Source organism: Sphingomonas abietis, from assembly GCF_027625475.1.
Lineage (GTDB): Bacteria > Pseudomonadota > Alphaproteobacteria > Sphingomonadales > Sphingomonadaceae > Solisphingomonas > Solisphingomonas abietis.
Genome location: NZ_CP115174.1, coordinates 1,146,394 through 1,166,725, shown reverse-complemented (window position 1 = coordinate 1,166,725; position 20,332 = coordinate 1,146,394). Strand labels below are relative to the sequence as shown.

The window sequence follows — 20,332 nt, the reverse complement described above, 5'->3', positions numbered from 1 at the left end:
CTATCGACATCATCCTCTGCCTTCCCCAAGAGCGGCGCTATGTTCGCCGCCGCCGCCCCCATCCTCTTCGTCCTGATCTGGTCGACCGGTTTCATCGTCGCGCGCGCCGTGATCCCGTTCGTGTCTCCGGAGCTGTTCCTGACAGCGCGCCTGCTGCTCACCGTGCTGCTGCTCGGCACCGCCGCCGCCGTGGCGCGCGAGGCCCTGCCGCGCGGGCGCCGGCTCGGGCTGCACCTGACCGCCGGCGCGATGCTCCACGGCTTCTATCTGTGCATGAGCTGGTGGGCAGTTGGGCGCGGGATGCCGGCCGGGATCATGTCGCTGCTCGGCAGCCTGCAGCCGCTGATGGTCGCGGTGGCGAGCTTCGGCCTGTTCGGCGAGCGGCTGGCGGCCCGCAGCTGGGCCGGCTTGGGAGTCGCCATCGCCGGGGTCGGCTGCGTCCTGGCGCCGACGCTGATGAAGAGCGGCGTCGGCTCGGTCGATGTCTGGGGCGCGATCGCCGCCGTGGTCGCCGTGCTCGGCATGACAGCCGGCACGATGATCCAGCGCGGCGCGCTGTCCAGCGATCCGATCCGCATCTCCGGCGCGGTGCAGAATGCCGGCGGCGCGGTCGTCGCGATCGTCGCGACGCTGGCGATCGGGCAATATCATTGGGACAACCGGCCGATCCTGTGGATCGGGCTTGCCTGGTCGGTGCTGGCGCTGTCGGCGGCCGGCCTCTCGCTGCTCGTATGGATGGTCCGCCATCAGGGCGCGACGCGGGTGTCGAGCCTGCTGCTGCTGGTGCCGATGCTCGCCGCGATCGAGGCCTGGGCGCTGTTCGGCGAGACGCTCGGCCCGATCCAGATCACCGGCTTCGTGCTGGCGCTGGGCGGCGTGCTGCTCGCCCGCGCCCGGCCCAAGGCGCCGATCCCGGAGCCGGCCTAGATTTGCCCGCCTAGACAAACGCCTCCGGCTCGGACAGATCATCGCCATGCACGACATCCTCGGCCACGTCGCGACGTGGATCATCTCCGTCATTTCCGCGCTGGGCTATGGCGGCGTCGCGCTGCTGATGGCGATCGAGAGCGCCTGCATCCCGCTCCCGTCCGAAGTCATCATGCCGTTCGCCGGCTATCTCGCCTCGACCGGCCGGCTCGACCTGATCGGCGTGGCGACGGCGGGCGCGATCGGCTGCAACCTCGGCTCGATCCCCGCTTATTATGCCGGCCAATATGGCGGCCGTGCCTTCATCCTGCGCTGGGGGCAATGGGTGCTGCTCGGGCCGGAGGAGCTCGACAAGGCCGAGGCCTTCTTCGCGCGCTTCGGCGGGCTGGCGGTGCTGATCGGTCGCCTGCTGCCGGTGATCCGCAGCGTGATCGCCGTCCCCGCCGGCATGGCGCGGATGAACCAGACCCGCTTCCACATCTACACCTTCGTCGGCTCCTGGCCGTGGTGCTTCGTGCTGGCGCTGATCGGCAAGCATCTCGGCCAGGCGTGGAACAATGATCCGCAGCTGAAGGCGGTGATGCACCAGCTCGATCTGGTGGTGGTCGCCGCGATCGTGATCCTCGGCGCCTTCTACGTCTGGCACCGCGTCCGCGCCATCCGCCGGACGCGCTCCTCCTAACCACCCGCCCCCATCATCGGCCCCACCATCGGCCCCTACGAAAAGGGCCTCTCCGCTGCCGGAGAGGCCCTCTTGCTGTTGTTGGTCAGTGACGACGAGGCCGATCAGCCCTCGCGGCGCGCGCCACCCGGACGGCCACCACGGAAGTTGCCGCCACCGGGACGGCCACCCGTCGGGCGACCACCGGCCGGACGCGCACCCTGCGGGCGATCGCCGCGCGGCTGCTGGGGCCGATCACCCTGCGAACGAACGACGCGATCGCCCCGCTCGGCGCGCTCCGGACGATCACCGCCGGCGACCGGGCTCCAGCCGCCGGGACGGGCATTGCCGCTATGGCCGCGGCCGCCCTCGGGGCGTGTCAGCGGATTGCCGACCGGGCCACGCGGCGCGGCATCGCGCGACGTGTCGCGGTTGGTGCCGCCGCGATGGACCTGGCCATGCTGCGGACGGCCACGACCGCCGCCCCGGCCGTCATTGCGGCCACGCGCGCCCAGCGCATCGCGCTCGCGATCGTCGCGCGAACCGGCGGCGGGCAGCGGCAGGCGCTTCTGCTCGGTGACGAAATTCTCCGGCAGCGGCAGCTCGGTCGGCTTGACGCGGGTCAGCTTCTCGACGTCGCGCATGTTGCCGCGCTCTTCCGGCGAGACGAACGCCAGCGCCATGCCCGACGCGCCGGCGCGCGCGGTGCGGCCGATGCGGTGGACATATTGCTCGGCGACATCGGGGATGTCGAAGTTGAAGACGTGGGTGACGCCGTCGACGTCGATGCCACGCGCGGCGATGTCGGTGGCGACCAGGATCGGCACCTTGCCCGCACGGAAGTCCAGCAGGGTGCGCTCGCGCTGCGGCTGGCTCTTGTTGCCATGGATCGCGCCGGCCGACAGGCCCGCGGCGGCAAGATGGCGGACGATGCGATCGGCGCCATGCTTGGTGCGGCTGAACACCAGCGCGCGGCCGATCTCATATTCGCGCAGCTTGAGGGTGAGCAGCGCCTGCTTCTCGCCCTGGTTCACATAGGTCATATACTGATCGACGCGCTCGGCGGTCGACGAAACCGGCGCGACCGAGACCTTGACCGGGTTGGTCAGGAACTTGTCGGCCAGTTCGCCGATCGTCTTGGGCATCGTCGCCGAGAAGAACAGCGACTGGCGCTTCTTCGGCAGCAGCGGCACGATGCGCTTCAGGGCATGGATGAAGCCGAGGTCGAGCATCTGGTCCGCCTCGTCGAGCACGAAGATCTCGACGTCCTTCAAGGTCAGCGCGCGCTGGTCGATCAGGTCGAGCAGGCGGCCCGGCGTGGCGACGAGGATGTCGACACCGGCCTGGAGCTGGCGGATCTGGCGGTTGATCGGCACGCCGCCGAACACGGTGATGGCGGACAGGCGCAGGCCCTTGCCATAGGTGTTCATGCTCTCGGCGATCTGGCTGGCCAGCTCGCGGGTCGGCGCGAGGATCAGCATCCGGCAGCCCTTGGCGGGGCGCGGCTTGGCGTGGGTGTGGAGATGGTGGAGCGCGGGCAGGCCGAAGGCGGCGGTCTTGCCGGTGCCGGTCTGCGCGATGCCGAGAAGGTCATGGCCTTCCATCAGCTTGGGGATGGCCTGCGCCTGGATCGGCGTCGGCGTGGTATAGCCCTCGGCGGCGAGCGCCTGCTGGATCGGGGCGGCAAGACCGAGGTCTGAAAACTGGGTCAAAGGGATGTCTTCCATGCAAAGGGCACGGCGCATGGTCGCAGATCATGCGAACACGCGGGTGCGGGTTCGATGACGACCCGCGTGAAAAGGGCAGCCTTCAGGCAAAGCATCATCGTGGGTTCGGGCGCTCAGACCACCCATCAGGGGTGATCCCAATCACGCAACGCCGATCCGGCAGCCATCTCGGGCCGCTGATGCGAGGCGGCATATGGACGCGGATGTCGCGAAAAGCAAGATGCCCTGCTGAAATTGTGCAGCGCGGCAGCGGTGGCGGAGGCATTTCGGGGAAATGGCGCGAGTGACGGGACTTGAACCCGCGACCTCCGGCGTGACAGGCCGGCGCTCTAACCAACTGAGCTACACCCGCGTGGGTGCCCCGTTTCCGGGGGATGGGAATGGACGACGCCGCAGCGACGAGCCATTCCGGCCAACAAGACAGGCGCCTTTCCCGATCCGCCGGGCGGACCCGTTCGCCTGTCCTCCGCTGATCGCGAAGCCAGGCCAATTCCGGGAAAATGGCGCGAGTGACGGGACTTGAACCCGCGACCTCCGGCGTGACAGGCCGGCGCTCTAACCAACTGAGCTACACCCGCGTGGGCGCCCCCGTTGCCGGGGTGGAGGGGCCTCTAAGGGAGCCTCCCCACCCTGTCAAGCGAACGGCGGTGGATCATTCGAATCTTTCTTCGGCGTCCCGCCCAGCGTGCCCCGCTCGAACAGGAAACCCGCGATATCGGGCCTTCCGGCGGTATCCAGCACGGTATGGATGATGATCAGCAGCGGCACCGCCAGCACCGCCCCCACCGTCCCCCACACCCAGCCCCAGAAGCTGAGCGACACGAGAATCAGCAGCGGGCTGAGCGTGAGCTTGCGCCCGACGATCATCGGCGTCACCACATTGGCCTCGATCAGGTGCAGGCCGATGAAGATCAGCGGCGGGGTGGCGGCGTACCAGGGATCGGCGAAGGTCATCAGGCCGCCGAGCGCGAGCAGCACCACGCAACCGACCGGCCCCAGATAGGGCACATAGTTCAGCAACGCGACGAGCCCGCCCCACATCAGCGGCGTCGGCAGGCCAACGAAATAGACCGCCACCGCCAGGATGCAGCCCAGCGTCACGTTGATCGTGGTGATCGTCGCGATGTAGCTGGAGGTGCGGTCCACCACCTCCTGGATCACGCGCGCCAGCGTCATCGCGCTGTCGAAGCTGGCGCGGCTGGTGATCGTGTGGCGGCGCGCCCGCGTCCAGCCCGACAGGAAGAAGAAGATCACCAGCATCCCGAAGAAGAACTGGATGATGGCGAACGGCGCCGAGGTGGTGAGCAGCGAGAGCAAGGAGTTCGGCGTATCGATCGTCACCGTGCGGGCGTGGGTCTTGGACACCATGATCGTGTTGGCGAGTTCGCCGACCGACCGGTTGAGCTGGGCATAGACCTCGACCAGCGGCCGCACCGTCGTCTTGATCATGCCGATCCGCTTGGGCAGCACCGCCACCCAGTTGGAGGCCGGCACGACGATCGCCGCAATTGCCATGTTGGCGATGCCGAGGAAGAAGACCAGGCACAGCAAGGCGGACAGCGCCGACGGCAGCCCGCGCCGCTCCAGCCATTCGAGCAGCGGCACCAGCGCGATCGCGACGACCAGCGCGGCGGTGATCGGCAGGAAGAATTCGGCACCGGCCCGGAGCGCGAAGGGCAGTGCCAGCACCAGCCCGATGCCGAGGATCAACGCCATCGCCGCCAGCAGCCGATCGCGGTGATAGCCGCCGACGACCATCGCCGCCCAGCGCGAATCGGATGGCGGCACCGGTATCGGTGTCGCGTCCATCAGCTCGTCCTCGGCCTGCCGCTCCATCCGTCCTCGCCCCGATCGTTCCGTACAGCGACCCTAGCAGGCCGCCCCCGCTTCGGGAACGCCGTCAGGCGGTCCAATCGACGGCCATCAGGCGGGAAACACCACCGTGGTCGCGCCGTTGAGCAGCACCCGATCCTGGCAGAACGCCCGCACCGCACGGGCCAGCACCCGGCGCTCGATATCGCGGCCCTTGCGGACGAGATCGTCGGGCATGTCGCGATGGCTGACGCGCTCGACATCCTGCTCGATGATCGGCCCCTCATCCAGGTCGGCGGTGACGAAATGGGCGGTCGCGCCGATCAGCTTCACGCCGCGCGCATGGGCCTGGTGATAGGGCTTGGCGCCCTTGAAGCCCGGCAGGAAGCTGTGGTGGATGTTGATGCAGCGCCCGGAAAGGAAGGCCGCCATCTCGTCCGACAGGATCTGCATGTAGCGCGCCAGCACGACCAGATCGGCGCCGCTCTCCTCCACCACCGCGCGGACCCGCGCCTCCTGCCCGGCCTTGCCGCCCCCGCCGCCCCCGCCTGCCACCGTCGGCAGATAGTGGAAGGGGATGCTGCCGAAATCGAGATGCGCGTAGGTTTCGCGCGGGTGGTTCGAGACGATGCCGACCGGATCGATCGCGAGCTCGCCCGTCCGCCAGCGATAGAGCAGGTCGGCCAGGCAATGGTCGAAGCGCGAGGCGAGCAGCAGCACCCGCTTGCGCTGCGCGGTCGAGCGCAGCGACCAGTTCAGGCCATGTTCGGCGGCGGTGGCCCCGAACCCGTCATGCAATGCGTCGATCCCGCTCCCGATCGCGAGCGAAAACTCCACGCGCATGAAGAAGCGCCCGGTCAGCAGATCGTCGAACTGCTGGGCCTCCAGGATATTGGCGCCGTGGCGGGCCAGCGCGGTCGCCACGCCGGCCACGATGCCGGGATGATCCTCGCACGACAGGGTCAGGATATGGGTCTCGGTCATGGCACCTCCGGGTCGCGCCGATAGCGGTTGCGCACGGCGCGGGAAAGCACCCCTTGACGGCGCCTGCGCGCGCCCTACCTTATCGATGCGGACCGGGCCCCTCTGGCGGCGGCTTTACCCAAGCCCCGTGATGTCGGACCGCATCGAGCGCGCTCGGTGCAGGTTCGGACGACATTTTCCCAGTCCCCCTCCCCGCCGAACGCCTCGATCGAAGACAATTCGATGGAGGATTTTCCTATGAACGCCATGATCGAACGCCTGATCGCCGCCCACCGGCTGATCAACCGCGAGATTCGCCGCGAGCTTCAGCGTCGCCTGCCCGACAGCCTGCGCCTCACCCAGCTCAAGAAGCGCCGCCTCGCGATCAAGGACCGGCTGTTCCGCCATTATCCGGACGCCGCCCAGTTCCGCCGTGCCGCGCGTATCGCGCTGCGCCGGCTCCACCCCGCCTTGCAGGAGGGCTGAATCATGGAAAACAGTTTCCGCACCACCGCCCGGCTGACCGATCGCGATGCCGGCCTGCGCCGCCACATGCTCGGCATCTACCGCATGATGGGCCTCGGCCTGCTGCTGAGTGCCGCCACCGCGCTCGGCGTGGCGAGTTCGCCGGCGCTCACCGCCGCGATCTTCGGCACCCCGCTCAAATGGGTGGCGATGCTCGCCCCGCTCGCCTTCGTCTTCTTCTTCTCGTTCCGGATCGAGAGGATGACGGTCGGCACCGCGCGCCTCACCTTCTTCGCCTTCGCCGCGGTGATGGGCGTATCGCTGGCGAGCATCTTCCTGGTCTTCACCGGCGCCAGCATCGCCCAGACCTTTCTGGTCGCGGCGATCATGTTCGGCGGCACCAGCCTGTGGGGCTATACCACCGGGCGCGATCTCTCGCGCTTCGCCAACATCCTGATGATGGGCCTGATCGGCGTGGTCGCCGCTTCGCTGATCAACGCCTTCGTCGGATCGGGCATGATGCAGCTCATCATCTCGCTGGTCGGCGTGGCGGTGTTCACCGGCCTGACCGCCTGGGACACCCAGCGCGCGAAGAGCGAATATTTCGCCTATGCCGGCACCGAGCAGGCCGAGAAACTGGCCGTGATGAGCGCGCTCGGCCTCTATCTCAACCTGATCAACCTGTTCCAATTGCTGCTGAATTTCACCGGCCAGCGCAATGATTGAGACAGGCGGCGCCGGCCGGACAGCCGGCGCCGTCCGGCGGGGCGCGACCATATCCTTACGTCTAATCCCCGCATATTAACCATGTTCCTTGCGGCGGCGGTAAGCAGAATCCCTCATCCAGACGCCATGGATTCTTCCCTCATCCGGCATGTGATCGACACCGCAGACGAGCGCGGGCTCACCGTGGAAGAGGCACTGGCGCACTGGCAGATGGCCGGCGGCGCCAATGCCGGGCGCCAATCCGCCCACTGGGTTTCGATCGCCTTCGGCATCGCCCAGCGCGAGCGCGCGGCGGCGATGATCTCCTCCGCAATCGGCACCGGCGCGCTCGAAGGCTGAGCGGCGATCCCCATTCCATCATCGGGATTCGGCCCGTCGCTGCAAAAGGCTGGACGGGCGGCCCAGCCTTATGGCATCGGGCGACCGCAGCCGCGATGCGCCCCCGGGCGCTGCTTCGCGGCCGGACGCGGGCGTGGTGAAATTGGTAGACGCGCTGGACTCAAAATCCAGTTCCGCAAGGAGTGTCGGTTCGAGCCCGACCGCCCGCACCAACCGACAGCATGATCAGGCATCGTCTCCGCACCGCAGGTCCGGGGCGGAGACGACGCATCAGGCTGGCTTAGCGGAATGTCTCCCGCAGATCGCCGGTCGGCGACAGCGGATCGGGGCCGAAGCGGTTGGGGCCGCGCGTGCCTTCCAGGCAGGTGAAAACCAGCAGCACGATCCCGCCGACCAGCGGCACGAACGAGATGAGCAGCCACCAGCCCGATTTGTCGATGTCGTGCAGCCGGCGGATGCCGACTGCGAGCATCGGCACCAGGTTGGCGACCAGCCAGATCGCGCCGATCGGCCCGTTGCTGTGCCAGCCATAGAAAGCGCTGCTCGCGGTCACGTTGGCGGTCGTCTGGCCGAAGCCGAGGGCCGTATCGACGATCGCGGCGATCACCGCGACGATCGTGAGGAACAGCACGTACATCCAATATTCCTTGCGCCGGGCGCGCCCCGAAAACTGCGCGTACCGCTTGAGCGGCAGGATCATCCATTCCATCGCTTCGTCCCTCTTTCGATCCGTCTGGATCAGTTGACCGGCGGCCGCCGCCGATAGCTCAGCGCCTCGGCGACATGCCCGCGCCCCACCCCGTCGCTGCCGGCGAGATCGGCGATCGTGCGTGCCACCCGCAAGACCCGATGATAGCCGCGCGCCGACAGCCGCATCGCCTCCGCCGCCTGCGCCAGCAACCGACGACCGGCCTCATCGGGCCCGGCGACGGCATCGAGCAGTTCGCCATCCGCCTCGGCATTGGTGCGCAGCCCGTGCGGGGCATAGCGATCGGTCTGGATCGCGCGCGCCGTCGCGACCCGCGCGGCGACCTCGGCCGATCCTTCCGCCGGCGGCGGCAGCACCAGATCGGCGGCGGAGACCGCGCGCACCTCGACATGGAGGTTGATGCGATCGAGCAGCGGCCCGCTGACCTTGGCCTGATAGTCGGCGGCGCAGCGCGGCGCGCGCGCGCAGGCCAGCGCCGGATCGCCGAGATGGCCGCAACGGCACGGATTCATCGCCGATATCAGCTGCACCCGCGCCGGGAAGGTGACATGGGCGTTGGCGCGCGCCACCGTCACCCGGCCGGTCTCGATCGGCTGGCGCAGCGAATCGAGCACCGGGCGCTGAAACTCGGCCAGCTCGTCGAGGAACAGCACGCCGAGATGGGCGAGGCTCACCTCGCCCGGCCGCACCCTGAGGCCGCCGCCGGTCAGCGCCGCCATCGACGCGGAATGATGCGGCGCCCGGAACGGCCGCGCGCGGATCAGCCGGCCGCCGGGCAGTTCGCCGGCGACCGAGGCGACCATCGAGACTTCGAGCGCCTCCGAAGGCGTCAGCTCGGGCAGGATACCGGGCAGGCAGGCGGCGAGCAGCGACTTGCCCGCGCCCGGCGGCCCGACCATCAGCAGATTATGGCCGCCCGCCGCCGCGATCTCCAGCGCGCGCTTGGCCGTCTCCTGCCCCTTCACCTGGCGGAGATCCGGACCCGGCGCGGGCGGATCGGCCCGGCCGGCGGCGGGCGGCGCGATCTGGCCGCTGCCCTTCAGATGGTTGATCAGCGCCAGCAGGTCGGGCGCCGCGATCACCTCGATCCGCCCCGCCCACGCCGCCTCCGGCCCCTGCGCCGCCGGGCAGATCAGCCCGCGCTCCAGTGCGGAGGCGTGGAGGGCGGCGAGCAGCACGCCGGGCGACGGCGCGATCCGGCCATCGAGGCCGAGTTCGCCGACCGCGACATAGTCGCTCAGCGTCTCGGCATCGACCACGCCCATGGCCGCCAGCAGCGCCAGTGCGATCGGCAGGTCGAAATGCGATCCCTCCTTGGGCAGGTCGGCCGGCGACAGGTTCACGGTGATTCGCTTGGGCGGCAGCGCGAGCCCGATCGCGCCCAGCGCGCCCCGCACCCGCTCGCGGCTTTCGGCCACCGCCTTGTCGGCGAGGCCCACGACGATGAAGTTGGGGAGGCCGGGCAACAGCTGGACCTGCACCTCGACGGTGCGCGCCTCCAGCCCCAGAAACGCCACGGTCGATACGATCGCGACCACGCCACCCCCTGTTTGCACCCCATCGCCAACCCTAGCGCTGGCGCAGGCCCTGTCCAGCGCCTCCGCCATGATTGCATCCGTCATGAGGGCACCCCAAATTGCCGGCATGGCATCCGGCATGACATGGCGCGAGCGATGGCGAAGGGGGAAGCGGACGCACGGCATCCGTCACGCGATCTTCTTCGGCGGCTGGCTGCTGATCGTCGCCGCGCCGATCGTCGGCCTGCTGCCCGGCCCGGGCGGCATCTTCCTGTTCGCCGCCGGATTCGCGCTGGTGCTGCAGACCTCGCCCTGGGCCAAGCGCGTCTATGTCCGGGCCAAGCGGCGCTGGCCGCGCATGGGCGCGCTGGTCGATCGCGTGCTGCGCCGGGGCAGCGCCCAGCGCCGCCGGGAACGGGACAAACTGGCGCTGGCCGGCGCATCCGCCCGTGCTGCCCCCGGTGCCTTGCATGGACCGGCCGGGTCACCCCGCAGTTGACTCCGCCGTCCCTTTTGCCTATCGGCCCCGGCATCGAGGTCACCGCCCGTTCGGTGGCCCTTTTTCGTTATTCGATCTTCGAGGACCGACCCCATGAAGCGCACTTTCCAGCCCAGCAACCTCGTGCGCAAGCGCCGCCACGGCTTCCGCACCCGCTCGGCGACCGCTTCGGGCCGCAAGATCCTCGCCGCCCGCCGCGCGCGCGGCCGCAAGTCGCTCTCGGCCTGAGCCAAGAGGACTCATTCACCATCATTCGGCGCCGCGCGGATTTCCTCGCGGCGAACGGAGGCGCGCGCCGGGCCATGCCCGGTTTCGTGCTGTTGGTGAAGAAGCGCGACGACGGTGATCCGGCCATCCGGCTCGGCATCACCGTTACCAAGAAGGTCGGCAACGCCGTCGTCCGCAATCGCATGAAGCGGCGCTTCCGGGCGCTCGGCCGCGATCTGCTGGCGACGCAGGGCATCGCCGGCGCCGACCATATCCTGATCGGCCGGGCCGGCGGGATCGAGCGCGACTATGCCGTGCTCCGCGACGAATTCGGCGCCGCGCTCAAAAAGCTGTCGAAATGATCGCCCGCCCCCGTTCGCGGCAGGTGCTGACGCGCGGCCTCGTGCTGGTGGCGAAGGCCTGGCAGGCGGGGCCGTCCGCGATGATGGGGCCGACCTGTCGCTTCACGCCATCCTGTTCGGCCTATGCGATCGAGGCCTGGACGCGCTATGGCGCGGCGCGCGGTTCCTGGCTGGCGGCGCGGCGCATCTGCCGCTGCCACCCGCTGGGCGGCCACGGCTATGATCCGGTGCCCTGATCATGGGCATCATTAAGCTACGGATTTTTCGGGGGTTCAGGTGAACGAACAGCGTAACATGATCACCGCGCTGGTGCTGTCGGCGCTCGTGCTGCTCGGCTGGGCGCTGCTCTCGGACAAGTTCTTCCCGACCGCGAACAAGCCGGCGACCCAGATCGTCAACGGCAAGACCGTGCCACTGACCCCGCCCGCCGTCGCGGCCGCCAACGCGCCTGCGCAGGTGCAGGACCGCAACAAGGTGCTGGCGCAGACGCCGCGCGTGAAGATCCTGACCCCCAAGCTCGCCGGATCGATCGACCTCAAGGGCGCCCAGATCGACGACCTGACGCTGACCACCCAGCGCGATACGATCGCCAAGGATTCGCCCCCGGTTCGCCTGTTCTCGCCGCAGGGCACGAAGGACGCCTATTTCGCCGGCTTCGGCTGGAGCGGCCAGAATGTCGCGCTGCCCGACGCCAATACGCTGTGGACCGCGACCGGCGACGTGCTCGCCCCCGGCAAGCCGGTCACCCTCACCTGGAACAACCAGCAGGGCCAGGGCTTCGCCATCAAGCTGTCGGTGGACGAGAATTACCTGTTCACCGTCCAGCAGAGCGTCACCAACGGCGCCGGCCGGCCCATCGCGCTGCGCCCCTACAGCCTCGTCTCGCGCACCGGCCCGTCCAAGGATCCGTCGAGCTGGCAGGCCCATGTCGGCCCGATCGGCGTGATGGGCGGCATCGCCCAGTACAAGACCAACTGGAAGGATCTGGACGAGGCGGGCGCCGCCGGCCAGAAATTCCAGTCGACCGGCGGCTGGCTCGGCTTCAGCGACAAATATTGGCTCGCCGCGGTGATCCCGGATCCCAAGGCCCAGGTGGATGCCGCCTTCGCGTCGGCCAGCGGCCAGTATCAGGCGGAATTCTCGCCGGCGGCGGCCCCGGTCGCCCCGAACCAGACCGCGACCACCACCTCCTACCTGTTCGCAGGCGGCAAGGACGCGACGCTGCTCGACACCTATGACGACCGCTATCATTTCGACAAGCTGGACCATGCCATCGATTGGGGCTGGTTCCGCATCGTCGAGAAGCCGATCTTCTACCTGCTCGACTGGCTGTTCCGCCAGGTCGGCAATTTCGGGGTGGCGATCCTGCTGCTCACCGTGATCGTGCGCGCCATCATGTTCCCGATCGCGCAGAAGCAGTTCCGCTCCGCCAATGCGATGAAGGCGGTGCAGCCGAAGATGAAGGCGCTGCAGGAGCGCCACAAGGAGGACAAGCCGCGTCTCCAGGAGGAGATGATGAAGCTGTACCGCGAGGAGAAGATCAATCCCCTCGCCGGCTGCCTCCCCGTGCTGCTCCAGATCCCGATCTTCTTCTCGCTCTACAAGGTGCTGACGCTCACCCTGGAGATGCGCCACCAGCCCTTCGTGCTGTGGATCAAGGATCTCTCCGCGCCCGATCCGCTCACCCCGGTCAACCTGTTCGGCTTCCTGCCGTTCGAGCCGACCGGCTTCCTGCATCTCTCGGTGCTGGCGATCCTGCTCGGCGGCACGATGTGGCTCCAGTTCAAGTTCAACCCGCAGATGAACATGGACCCGACCCAGAAGCAGATCTTCGCGCTGATGCCGTGGTTCATGATGTTCATCATGTCGCCCTTCGCCGCCGGCCTGCAGATCTACTACATCGCCTCCAACCTGATCACGGTCGGCCAGATGCAGCTGCTCAACCGCCGTTCGCCGAAGACCAGCACATGAGGGAAGCGATCGAAGACGCCGACGCGCGGATCGAGGCGGCGCGCAAGCTGTTCTCGGGCAAGATCGAGTTCCTGAAATCGGCGCCGGAGCTGCGCTTCCTGCCCGATCCGGACGTGCCGGAGGTGGCCTTCGCCGGCCGCTCCAATGTCGGCAAGTCGACGCTGATCAACGCGCTCACCGGGCGGTCGTCGCTCGCGCGCACCTCCAACACGCCGGGGCGCACGCAGGAGCTCAACCTGTTCGACGTCGGCGAGCCGCTCGCCTTCCGGCTGGTCGACATGCCGGGCTATGGCTTCGCCAAGGCACCCAAGGATATCGTCCGCCGCTGGAAATATCTGGTGAACGACTATCTGCGCGGCCGCGCCGTGCTGTCGCGCGTGCTGGTGCTGATCGATTCGCGCCACGGCATCAAGGAGGTCGATCGCGAGCTGATGACGATGCTCGACCGGGCGGCGGTGTCCTACCAGATCGTCCTCACCAAGTCCGACAAGATCAAGGCGAGCGAGCTGGCGACGGTGACGGAAGCGACCGAGGCCGAGGCCCGCAAGCATGTCGCCGCCTATCCGTCGATCCTGCCGACCTCGGCCGAACTGGGCGGCGGCATCCCCGAACTCCGCGCCGCGGTGCTGGACGCGATCAGCGTCTGAGGGCGGCGCCGAGCGGCTGCTCGGTGGGCCGCTGCCACGCTTCGATCGTCATCCCGGACTTGATCCGGGATCCAGAGTTGTCATTGCCGACGCCCGAGGCTCTGGATCCTGACTTTCTTCAGGATGACGGGAGTGGTGGATTCTGCCCGGACCGGTTTCAGGCCGTCATAGGCTGAAGCTGCCGTTCCGGTAGCTCAAAGACCGCGGCCCCTTCTCTAAGCTCCGGCACGCGCGCTGCGACGTGCCCATCCGGAGCGACAATGGCAGTACAACCGTAACTCAGAAGGCCTTGAGACTGGCCGATCACGTCCGACGACGCGACCCAACACCGGGTTTGGCGGGCGCGGGCCACGAGGTTCGCTAAGCTCTTCTCGCGCCAACGTTCGGCCGTCGCGGGCGGCAACATGTTGTTAAGTGGATAAAGGATCAGGTCAGCACCCCCTCTCGCAACCTGCTCGGCAGCGTCGGGATGATTGGCATCATTGCAGATGTTGATGCCATAGCGGATCGCCGATCTTACGAACGTGGGAAACTCGCGTCCGGCTGCCACTCCCGGCTCATTGGGATATGCCTTGGCATAGCGGCCGGAAATCCGCCCGCGCTCGACGACGAATGCGCTGTTTTGGGTATCCGGAGGCGCGAGGTTGAAGGCGCCGACCACCAGCGTAACTGGGAAAGTGGCAACCTGTTGGCACAAATCGGCCAAGGCCTCCGATGCCTTTTCGGCACGGGAACGGATCACCCCCGGCTCATATGAGTGGCCCAGCAGGTATGCCTCGGGAAACACAAGGAGGTCGATGGCCTCCTTGGTGGCCCAGCGAAGGCGCTGCACGATGGCCTCGCAGGTTCGGACAGCATCGTCGGCGATTGCCGGGCATTGGATGGCTGCGATCCGCATACGGCACCCCTATCCTAGCCCAACGTCATGACGAAAGACCGCTTTCAGGCAATCCGACAGGTGCCGTGAATGCCGCAGAGTGGCGATAGCGGTCAGAAGTCAGTGCTCGTCGCGACCGCATGCCACGCGATGAAGCCGACCGCGACGATCGCGATGAATATGACCACAAGCCACCAAGGGATGGATCGGCTGTGACGATCTCCATACGGATCATGCCTCTCCCAAAAGTCCTCGTCAGGTTCGCTCATACCGCCAGCTTCGCACTCTCTCGGAACGTCCGCAATTGGCGTCGATGAACCGGGAGTTCTACGGCCACCTCTGGGCGCTAGCCGCCGGAAAGCCCCTCCCTGAAAGGGAGGGGTTGGGGTGGGTCGGTTTTCGTATCACGGCCATGCCCGCCTCGGGCGAACCCACCCCCTGACCCCTCCCTTTCAGGGAGGGGAGATGTCCGCGACCGGGCCGGAGCAGCCATGGCCCGAGCCTGCCCCCTCCCTGCCGTTGATGCGCCGTTACCCCTCCGCGCGCGCGCCCCGGTTGACCTCGCCGTCGCGGCCCACCACAACGCGGCCATGCTCAAGCTCATCATCGGCAACAAGGCCTATTCCTCCTGGTCCATGCGCGGCTGGCTGGCCGTCAAGCAGTCCGGCCTCCCGTTCGAGGAGATCGTCGTGCCGCTCTACGACGCGGATTGGGACAAGCGCCGCGAGGGCGACGAGTTCGCCCCCTCCTCCGGCAAGGTGCCGATCCTGTGGGACGGCGACACGGTGGTGTGGGATTCGCTGGCGATCGTCGAATGGCTGGCCGATCGGGTCGGCCGCGAGACCTTCTGGCCGGCCGACGACGCCGCCCGCGCCATGGCCCGCTCGATGGCCGCCGAGATGCATTCGGGCTTCGCGGCGCTGCGCCGCGAATGCTCGATGAACATCCGCCAGCGCTTCCCGGACTATCAGCCGTCGGACGCGGTGGAGGCCGATCTCGCCCGCCTCTACGCGCTGTGGGCGCAGGCCCGCGCCCGCTTCGGCACCGGCGGCGAGTTCCTCTTCGGCGGCTTCGGCGCGGTCGACATCATGTTCGCGCCGGTCTGCACCCGCATCGTCTCCTACGGGCTGCCGCTGCCGCGCTTCGCCGTGCCCTATCTCCAGGCGGTGTTCGCGCACCCGTTCGTGCAGGACTGGATCGCCAACGCCCAGGCCGAGGATTGGGTGATCGAGAAGTTCGAGACGCTGCCGGCGCAGGGTTGAGACGATGACCGGCCCGATCGACCCCGTGGCGCTCGCCGCAGACCTGATCCGCTGCGCCAGCGTGACGCCTGCCGATGCCGGCGCGCAGGACGTGCTGACCGCCGCGCTGGAGGCGCAGGGCTTCACCGTCCACCGCTTCACCAGCGGCGAGGCCCCGCACGGGCCGGTGGAGAATATGATCGCGATCCGCGGGCAAGGCGCGCCGCATTTCGCCTTCGCCGGGCATAGCGACGTGGTGCCTGCCGGGCAGGGCTGGACCGCCGGCGCCTTCGAGCCCGAAATCCGGGGCGACCTGCTCTACGGGCGCGGCGCGGTCGACATGAAGGGCGCGATCGCCGCCTTCATCGCGGCGACCGAACGGGTGCAGGACCATGCCGGCACGCTCAGCCTGCTGATCACCGGCGACGAGGAAGGCCCCGCCCTATACGGGACGCGCGCGATCATCGACTGGCTCGATGCGCGCGGCATCCGGCCGGACATGGTGCTGGTCGGCGAGCCGACCTCCGACAAGCGGCTCGGCGACACGATCAAGATCGGCCGGCGCGGATCGATCAACGCCTGGATCACCGTGCCCGGCACCCAGGGCCATGTCGCCTACCCCCACCTCGCCGACAATCCGGTGGCGCGGCTGGTCCGCATCCTCGATCGGCTCCAGCGCTGGCATCTCGACGACGGCAATGCCTGGTTCCAGCCCTCCAACCTCGAGATCACCGATATCGAGGTGGCGAGCGGCGCGACCAACATCATCCCCGGTTCGGCCGGGGCGCGGCTCAACATCCGCTTCAACGATGTCCAGCAGGGCGCCGCGCTGGAGGCCGAAATCCGCCGCATCGTCGCCGAGGAGGCCCCGCGCGGCACCGTCGAGGCGCTGATCTCGGGCGAAGCCTTCCTGACCGCGCCGGGCGCCCTGTCCAGCTTGATGTCGGACGCGATCCGGGGCGTAACCGGGGTGGACGCCGAATATTCCACCACCGGTGGCACCTCCGACGCCCGCTTCCTCTCGCAGATCGCGCCGACCGTCGAGTTCGGCCTGTGCAACGCGACGATGCACAAGCTCGACGAGGCGGTGGCGGTCGAGGATCTGCGGGTGCTGGCCGATATCTACGAGGCGGTGCTGAGGAAGGCGCTGCGCCCTTAGCCTGATCCGGGCCGGGCCAGGGCCGATCGACCTCCGTTCGTCCCGCGCGAAGCCGAGGGACAGGGCTGCAAGAGCGCCGCCTCGGGGCACGTACCTCGACTGCGCTCGGCACGAACGGAGGGGTATGATCGACGGCCGTGGCCCTAATCCCGCACCCGCCGCAGGATCACATAGAGCGCCCCCGCCCCGCCATGCCTCGGGTGCGCGTTGCGCACCGCCGCGATCCGCGATGCGTGGCGGGAATGATGGAGCCAGTCGCCGATCGAGGCGCGGATCACGCCGCGCATCGGATTGTCGAGGCGACTGCGCCCCGGTGGCGGCGGCCGGCCGGTGACGAGCAGGATCAGCCGCGCATGGCGCGCGATCGCCTGCCCTAGTTCTGCCTCCAACTGGGTATGCGCCGCCGACAGCGTGTAGCCGTGCAGATCGATGGTGGCATCCGGCGCCACCACGCCGCGGCTGAGCCGCTTGTCCCAGCCGCCATCGAGGGTGTTCTGCGGGGGGCGCAACGGGGACACTTTCCCACCGTTCGTCCTGAGCGCAGTCGAAGGACGTGCCTCTCGCGCAGCGCTTGCCGCACGTCCTTCGACACGCTCAGGACGAACGGGGGATACCAAGGGGGACGGAGTGACGGCCGCCCCACCGGCCGCCCCAGACTTGGCCAAGGCCGGCTTACGGGGCGTCCGCCGCCCCTTGAGCGGCCGCACATCCTCGACCACGCGCCGCCAGAGGGCCTCGGCCTCGGCCCCGTCAGGCTTGCGGGATTTGCCCGTCATGGCCCTGTTGCCCGCCACTCAGACGCTCGACGGTCCCCACCGGCAACAGCAGATAGGCGCGCCCCCGCGCCGACATGCCGCCGGCGATCCGCGCCGCCTCGTCGCCTGCGCCCCAGAAGGTATCGAAGCGGTTGGCGCCCTTGATCGCCCCGCCGGTATCCTGTGCCACCCACAGGCCCGCCGCCTCGGGCCGATCGGGCGCGAGCCACACCGGCGCGCCGAGCGGGGTATAGGCCGGATCGGCGGCGACCGAGACGTGCCCCGCCACCGGCACGCCGAGCGCGCCCAGTGGCGGCCCATTGAGATATTTGAAGAACACGAAGCTGTGATTCTGGTTCATCACCGCATCGGCCTGATCGGGATGCGCCTTCAGCCAGCCGACGATGCCCTGCATCGAGGCCTGCCCGGGTGCCAGCATCCCCTGCGCCAGCATCCACTTGCCGATGCCGGTGTAAGGCTGGCCATTCTGCCCGGCATAGCCGATGCGGACGATGCTGCCGTCGGGCTGGCGCAGCTGCCCCGACCCCTGGATCTGGAGGAAGAAGAAGGCGATCTTGTCGGCCGCATAGCCGATCACCGGCGCATGGCCCTGGATGGCGCCCCCCTGGATCTGCGCGCGATCGGGATAGGGGACGAGCTTGCCGCCCTGCACCTTGCCGCGGATCGTCTTGCCCTTGAGATCGGGCGAGAACTGGCCGAGGTCGGCGGTCACCATGTCGTCCGGCAGGCCGTAGATCGGCACGTCATAGCCCAGGCTGGGCTGCTGCGATCCCTGGATTTCCGGTTCGTAATAGCCCGTCGCATAGAGATCGCCGGTGCCGATCTGCGCCGTCTCAAAATAGCGCGGGAAGAAACTGGCGGCCTCGCCGTCGGGCCAGTTCGCGGCGGCGGCACAGGCGGGTTGCCAGTCCGCCGTCCTGGTCAGGCCGCTAGTGTCGCTGCGCTTGACGAGGGCGACGCAGGAGGTCCGGAACGCCGCCAGCACCGCGCCGGCCTTGGCCGGATCGATCCGCAGCGACGCGACCGACGGCCCGAGCCGGACACCCGACAACAGGGCATTGCCGGCCACGGCCACGGCGGGCGCCGACGGTGCGGGACGCACCGGCCGAGGCGGTTCGCCGCGCCCGACGTCGTTGCCGCCGCGCGGCCCCACGCAGGAGGCCAGCGCCAGCGAGGACAGGGTGGCCGTCGCCAGCGCGCGGCGGTTCATGCCGCCTCGTCGGTCTCGATCAGAATCCAGTTGGGATCGTCCGCCTTCACATGGCGGCTGAACGTCCACAGATCGCGGGTCTGCACCGCGTCGCTCAGCGATCCGGCGACGACATGGCCGTCTGCATCGCGGGTGATCGCGGAGATATCGGCATCGAAGCGCACGGTGACGATCGCCATCTGCGCGGACATGCCGGCCTGGTCGATCGTGGAACGCTCGATCGAGACCAATTTGTTCTCCACCGTCTCGCCAGCCTCGCGGCGCGCGGCGATCGAATCGGCGAAGGCCTCGTAGACCTCGTCATCGACCAGCCGGCGCAGTTCGGCCTCGTCGCCGCGCCAAAACGCCTCCAGCACCATGCGATAGGCCGAGCGGGCGCCATCGAGGAAGCTTGCCACGTCGAAATTCGAATCGGCGGAGACGATCTGCCGCACGCCGTCCAGCGCATGGGGATCGATCATGGCGGCCACGGTTCCGGCCGGATCGGCGGCCTTGCGCTCGGCGACGGGCTCGACCTGCGGACGCGCGACCAGCGGCGCCTGCTGGATGTCGGCGGGCTTGGCAAGCGGCTGCTCATGGCCGGTACGACGCCCCAGCACGGCATAGAGCCGGAAGGCGACGAACAGGGCAACACACGCCAAAATGATGATCTGGGGCACCGAACCTCCACGCTTGGGACCAATGAAACGCCCCAAGCTCCGTATGAGTTGCCCCCTTACATAGAGGAGGAGCGTGCCGGTTTCAAATCCGCTGGCGATCGACCTGCGATCGGGGCGCGACGTCGCTGTCGCCATCGCCGTCGCCATTGCCCTCGCAAGGCCCGGCTGCTAGTCGCCGGGCGATCCGCCACGCGGGCTTTCGCGTGGCTTCCAGCGCTTGAGGATGATGCCAGATGGCCGAGAACGAGGCCCCCGATTTCCTGACCGTGCCGTCCGCGAACGGTGAGGACAGCCAGCCGCAGGTCGGCATGCTCGCGCAGTACACCAAGGATTTCTCGTTCGAGAATCCGAACGCGCCGGCCGTCTACAACTGGCCGAACCAGCCGCAGATCGACGTGCAGTTCAACATCGGCACCCAGACCGTCGCCGACGACATCCACGAGACCGCGCTCAAGATCGACATCACCGCGCAGGCCCCCGAGGGCGTCGCCTTCAAGCTCGAGCTGCTCTACGGCGGGCTGTTCGCGCTCAAGAACGTACCGGCCGATGCGCTCCAGCCGTTCCTGCTCGGCGAGGCCCCGCGCCTGCTCTTCCCGTTCGCGCGCCGCGTCGTCGCCGATGCGATCCGCGATGGCGGCTTCCCGCCGCTGATGCTCGATCCGATCGACTTCAACGCGCTCTATTTCTCGCAGCTTCAGCAGAATGGCCTGATGGGCGAGCCGGCAGGCCAGGCCTGAATCTCTCCAGCTCGATCTTCAGGCAGATGCTATGACCGTTCGTCCTGAGCCTGTCGAAGGACGTGCCCCGAATGCAGCGCGTGCAGCACGTCCTTCGACTATGCTCAGGACGAACGGTATCGAGGCTCATGGCCTAACCCT

23 protein-coding genes and 3 tRNA genes are annotated in these 20,332 nt (G+C 68.3%); 15 read left to right on the top strand and 11 right to left on the bottom strand.

Annotation, left to right across the window (positions count from 1 at the left end; all coding sequences use genetic code 11):
* Positions 1–39: 39 nt before the first annotated feature.
* Positions 40–927, top strand: coding sequence for a DMT family transporter (locus PBT88_RS05660; RefSeq protein WP_270078240.1), 888 nt, complete (start codon positions 40–42; stop codon positions 925–927).
* 46 nt (positions 928–973) lie between these two features.
* Positions 974–1,609, top strand: a complete 636-nt coding sequence (locus PBT88_RS05655; protein WP_270078239.1) for a DedA family protein — start codon at positions 974–976, stop codon at positions 1,607–1,609.
* 104 nt (positions 1,610–1,713) lie between these two features.
* Here PBT88_RS05655 and PBT88_RS05650 read toward each other — a convergent pair whose 3' ends face one another.
* The 5 genes from PBT88_RS05650 to purU all read right to left on the bottom strand — a co-directional run bounded on the left by PBT88_RS05650 (position 1,714) and on the right by purU (position 6,111).
* Positions 1,714–3,315 carry a DEAD/DEAH box helicase gene (locus PBT88_RS05650; RefSeq protein WP_270079191.1) on the bottom strand — a complete coding sequence of 534 codons (1,602 nt, stop codon included), beginning with the start codon at positions 3,313–3,315 and terminating at the stop codon, positions 1,714–1,716.
* A 275-nt stretch (positions 3,316–3,590) separates the two neighbouring features.
* Positions 3,591–3,667, bottom strand: a tRNA-Asp gene (locus tag PBT88_RS05645).
* Positions 3,668–3,816: 149 nt separating this feature from the next.
* Positions 3,817–3,893: transfer RNA gene (locus PBT88_RS05640), tRNA-Asp, on the bottom strand.
* Positions 3,894–3,948: 55 nt separating this feature from the next.
* A complete protein-coding gene (locus tag PBT88_RS05635; protein ID WP_270079190.1) occupies positions 3,949–5,073 on the bottom strand; it encodes an AI-2E family transporter in 1,125 nt (374 codons plus the stop codon).
* Between the two features lie 165 nt (positions 5,074–5,238).
* Positions 5,239–6,111 (bottom strand): formyltetrahydrofolate deformylase, encoded by an 873-nt coding sequence (gene purU / locus PBT88_RS05630; RefSeq protein WP_270078238.1) that lies wholly within the window; start codon positions 6,109–6,111, stop codon positions 5,239–5,241.
* Positions 6,112–6,348: 237 nt separating this feature from the next.
* Between purU and PBT88_RS05625 the strand changes: the two genes are divergently transcribed.
* The 4 genes from PBT88_RS05625 to PBT88_RS05610 all read left to right on the top strand — a co-directional run bounded on the left by PBT88_RS05625 (position 6,349) and on the right by PBT88_RS05610 (position 7,832).
* Positions 6,349–6,576: a YdcH family protein gene (locus PBT88_RS05625; RefSeq protein ID WP_270078237.1), complete on the top strand. Its 228-nt coding sequence runs from the start codon at positions 6,349–6,351 to the stop codon at positions 6,574–6,576.
* Positions 6,577–6,579: 3 nt separating this feature from the next.
* Positions 6,580–7,281 carry a Bax inhibitor-1/YccA family protein gene (locus PBT88_RS05620; protein WP_270078236.1) on the top strand — a complete coding sequence of 234 codons (702 nt, stop codon included), beginning with the start codon at positions 6,580–6,582 and terminating at the stop codon, positions 7,279–7,281.
* A gap of 126 nt (positions 7,282–7,407) precedes the next feature.
* The gene (locus tag PBT88_RS05615; RefSeq protein WP_270078235.1) at positions 7,408–7,620 is read left to right on the top strand and encodes a hypothetical protein; all 213 of its coding nucleotides are present in this window, start codon (positions 7,408–7,410) and stop codon (positions 7,618–7,620) included.
* 127 nt (positions 7,621–7,747) lie between these two features.
* Positions 7,748–7,832, top strand: a tRNA-Leu gene (locus tag PBT88_RS05610).
* A 68-nt stretch (positions 7,833–7,900) separates the two neighbouring features.
* On the opposite strand, the gene PBT88_RS05605 is transcribed toward PBT88_RS05610, so the two are convergent.
* Both PBT88_RS05605 and PBT88_RS05600 read right to left on the bottom strand, forming a co-directional pair.
* Positions 7,901–8,329, bottom strand: coding sequence for a DUF805 domain-containing protein (locus PBT88_RS05605; protein ID WP_270078234.1), 429 nt, complete (start codon positions 8,327–8,329; stop codon positions 7,901–7,903).
* A 29-nt stretch (positions 8,330–8,358) separates the two neighbouring features.
* On the bottom strand, positions 8,359–9,867 hold the full coding sequence (locus tag PBT88_RS05600) for a YifB family Mg chelatase-like AAA ATPase (RefSeq protein WP_270079189.1): 1,509 nt from the start codon (positions 9,865–9,867) through the stop codon (positions 8,359–8,361).
* Between the two features lie 82 nt (positions 9,868–9,949).
* On the opposite strand from PBT88_RS05600, the gene PBT88_RS05595 reads away from it, so the two are divergent.
* The 6 genes from PBT88_RS05595 (at position 9,950) to yihA (ending at position 13,532) form a co-directional block, all read left to right on the top strand.
* Positions 9,950–10,345 (top strand): hypothetical protein, encoded by a 396-nt coding sequence (locus PBT88_RS05595; protein WP_270078233.1) that lies wholly within the window; start codon positions 9,950–9,952, stop codon positions 10,343–10,345.
* Between the two features lie 93 nt (positions 10,346–10,438).
* Complete coding sequence (gene rpmH / locus PBT88_RS05590; protein WP_270078232.1) at positions 10,439–10,573, top strand: 50S ribosomal protein L34; 135 nt, start codon at positions 10,439–10,441, stop codon at positions 10,571–10,573.
* A 74-nt stretch (positions 10,574–10,647) separates the two neighbouring features.
* Positions 10,648–10,914: a ribonuclease P protein component gene (gene rnpA / locus PBT88_RS05585; RefSeq protein WP_270078231.1), complete on the top strand. Its 267-nt coding sequence runs from the start codon at positions 10,648–10,650 to the stop codon at positions 10,912–10,914.
* The gene (gene yidD / locus PBT88_RS05580) at positions 10,911–11,150 is read left to right on the top strand and encodes a membrane protein insertion efficiency factor YidD (protein WP_407696520.1); all 240 of its coding nucleotides are present in this window, start codon (positions 10,911–10,913) and stop codon (positions 11,148–11,150) included. The genes rnpA and yidD overlap by 4 nt, the downstream gene beginning before the upstream one ends.
* 40 nt (positions 11,151–11,190) lie before the next feature.
* Positions 11,191–12,885, top strand: a complete 1,695-nt coding sequence (gene yidC / locus PBT88_RS05575) for a membrane protein insertase YidC (protein WP_270078230.1) — start codon at positions 11,191–11,193, stop codon at positions 12,883–12,885.
* On the top strand, positions 12,882–13,532 hold the full coding sequence (yihA, locus tag PBT88_RS05570) for a ribosome biogenesis GTP-binding protein YihA/YsxC (protein WP_270078229.1): 651 nt from the start codon (positions 12,882–12,884) through the stop codon (positions 13,530–13,532). Before yidC ends, yihA begins: the two co-directional genes overlap by 4 nt.
* Before the next feature lie 157 nt (positions 13,533–13,689).
* On the opposite strand, the gene PBT88_RS05565 is transcribed toward yihA, so the two are convergent.
* Positions 13,690–14,430, bottom strand: a complete 741-nt coding sequence (locus tag PBT88_RS05565) for a carbon-nitrogen hydrolase family protein (protein WP_270078228.1) — start codon at positions 14,428–14,430, stop codon at positions 13,690–13,692.
* Between the two features lie 569 nt (positions 14,431–14,999).
* On the opposite strand from PBT88_RS05565, the gene PBT88_RS05560 reads away from it, so the two are divergent.
* Together PBT88_RS05560 and dapE are read left to right on the top strand one after the other, a co-directional pair.
* A complete protein-coding gene (locus PBT88_RS05560; protein ID WP_270078227.1) occupies positions 15,000–15,671 on the top strand; it encodes a glutathione S-transferase in 672 nt (223 codons plus the stop codon).
* Between the two features lie 4 nt (positions 15,672–15,675).
* Positions 15,676–16,809, top strand: coding sequence for a succinyl-diaminopimelate desuccinylase (dapE, locus tag PBT88_RS05555; RefSeq protein WP_270078226.1), 1,134 nt, complete (start codon positions 15,676–15,678; stop codon positions 16,807–16,809).
* 143 nt (positions 16,810–16,952) lie between these two features.
* Here dapE and PBT88_RS21020 read toward each other — a convergent pair whose 3' ends face one another.
* From PBT88_RS21020 to PBT88_RS05540, 3 genes are all read right to left on the bottom strand, one after another.
* Positions 16,953–17,327, bottom strand: coding sequence for a Smr/MutS family protein (locus PBT88_RS21020; RefSeq protein WP_326521569.1), 375 nt, complete (start codon positions 17,325–17,327; stop codon positions 16,953–16,955).
* Between the two features lie 232 nt (positions 17,328–17,559).
* Positions 17,560–18,795: a murein transglycosylase A gene (gene mltA / locus PBT88_RS05545; RefSeq protein WP_270078224.1), complete on the bottom strand. Its 1,236-nt coding sequence runs from the start codon at positions 18,793–18,795 to the stop codon at positions 17,560–17,562.
* The gene (locus tag PBT88_RS05540; protein WP_270078223.1) at positions 18,792–19,454 is read right to left on the bottom strand and encodes a Tim44/TimA family putative adaptor protein; all 663 of its coding nucleotides are present in this window, start codon (positions 19,452–19,454) and stop codon (positions 18,792–18,794) included. Before PBT88_RS05540 ends, mltA begins: the two co-directional genes overlap by 4 nt.
* Positions 19,455–19,687: 233 nt before the next feature.
* Between PBT88_RS05540 and secB the strand changes: the two genes are divergently transcribed.
* A complete protein-coding gene (secB, locus tag PBT88_RS05535; protein WP_270078222.1) occupies positions 19,688–20,191 on the top strand; it encodes a protein-export chaperone SecB in 504 nt (167 codons plus the stop codon).
* Positions 20,192–20,332 lie beyond the last annotated feature (141 nt).

Bases quoted from the DNA above. Each gene is read 5' to 3' on its own strand.
- PBT88_RS05660 (WP_270078240.1), top strand. From the start codon at position 40: ATGTTCGCCGCCGCCGCCCCCATCCTCTTCGTCCTGATCTGGTCGACC.
- PBT88_RS05655 (WP_270078239.1), top strand. From the start codon at position 974: ATGCACGACATCCTCGGCCACGTCGCGACGTGGATCATCTCCGTCATT.
- PBT88_RS05650 (WP_270079191.1), bottom strand. From the start codon at position 3,315: ATGGAAGACATCCCTTTGACCCAGTTTTCAGACCTCGGTCTTGCCGCC.
- PBT88_RS05635 (WP_270079190.1), bottom strand. From the start codon at position 5,073: ATGGTCGTCGGCGGCTATCACCGCGATCGGCTGCTGGCGGCGATGGCG.
- purU (WP_270078238.1), bottom strand. From the start codon at position 6,111: ATGACCGAGACCCATATCCTGACCCTGTCGTGCGAGGATCATCCCGGC.
- PBT88_RS05625 (WP_270078237.1), top strand. From the start codon at position 6,349: ATGAACGCCATGATCGAACGCCTGATCGCCGCCCACCGGCTGATCAAC.
- PBT88_RS05620 (WP_270078236.1), top strand. From the start codon at position 6,580: ATGGAAAACAGTTTCCGCACCACCGCCCGGCTGACCGATCGCGATGCC.
- PBT88_RS05615 (WP_270078235.1), top strand. From the start codon at position 7,408: ATGGATTCTTCCCTCATCCGGCATGTGATCGACACCGCAGACGAGCGC.
- PBT88_RS05605 (WP_270078234.1), bottom strand. From the start codon at position 8,329: ATGGAATGGATGATCCTGCCGCTCAAGCGGTACGCGCAGTTTTCGGGG.
- PBT88_RS05595 (WP_270078233.1), top strand. From the start codon at position 9,950: ATGAGGGCACCCCAAATTGCCGGCATGGCATCCGGCATGACATGGCGC.
- rpmH (WP_270078232.1), top strand. From the start codon at position 10,439: ATGAAGCGCACTTTCCAGCCCAGCAACCTCGTGCGCAAGCGCCGCCAC.
- rnpA (WP_270078231.1), top strand. From the start codon at position 10,648: ATGCCCGGTTTCGTGCTGTTGGTGAAGAAGCGCGACGACGGTGATCCG.
- yidD (WP_407696520.1), top strand. From the start codon at position 10,911: ATGATCGCCCGCCCCCGTTCGCGGCAGGTGCTGACGCGCGGCCTCGTG.
- yihA (WP_270078229.1), top strand. From the start codon at position 12,882: ATGAGGGAAGCGATCGAAGACGCCGACGCGCGGATCGAGGCGGCGCGC.
- PBT88_RS05565 (WP_270078228.1), bottom strand. From the start codon at position 14,430: ATGCGGATCGCAGCCATCCAATGCCCGGCAATCGCCGACGATGCTGTC.
- PBT88_RS05560 (WP_270078227.1), top strand. From the start codon at position 15,000: ATGCTCAAGCTCATCATCGGCAACAAGGCCTATTCCTCCTGGTCCATG.
- dapE (WP_270078226.1), top strand. From the start codon at position 15,676: ATGACCGGCCCGATCGACCCCGTGGCGCTCGCCGCAGACCTGATCCGC.
- mltA (WP_270078224.1), bottom strand. From the start codon at position 18,795: ATGAACCGCCGCGCGCTGGCGACGGCCACCCTGTCCTCGCTGGCGCTG.
- secB (WP_270078222.1), top strand. From the start codon at position 19,688: ATGGCCGAGAACGAGGCCCCCGATTTCCTGACCGTGCCGTCCGCGAAC.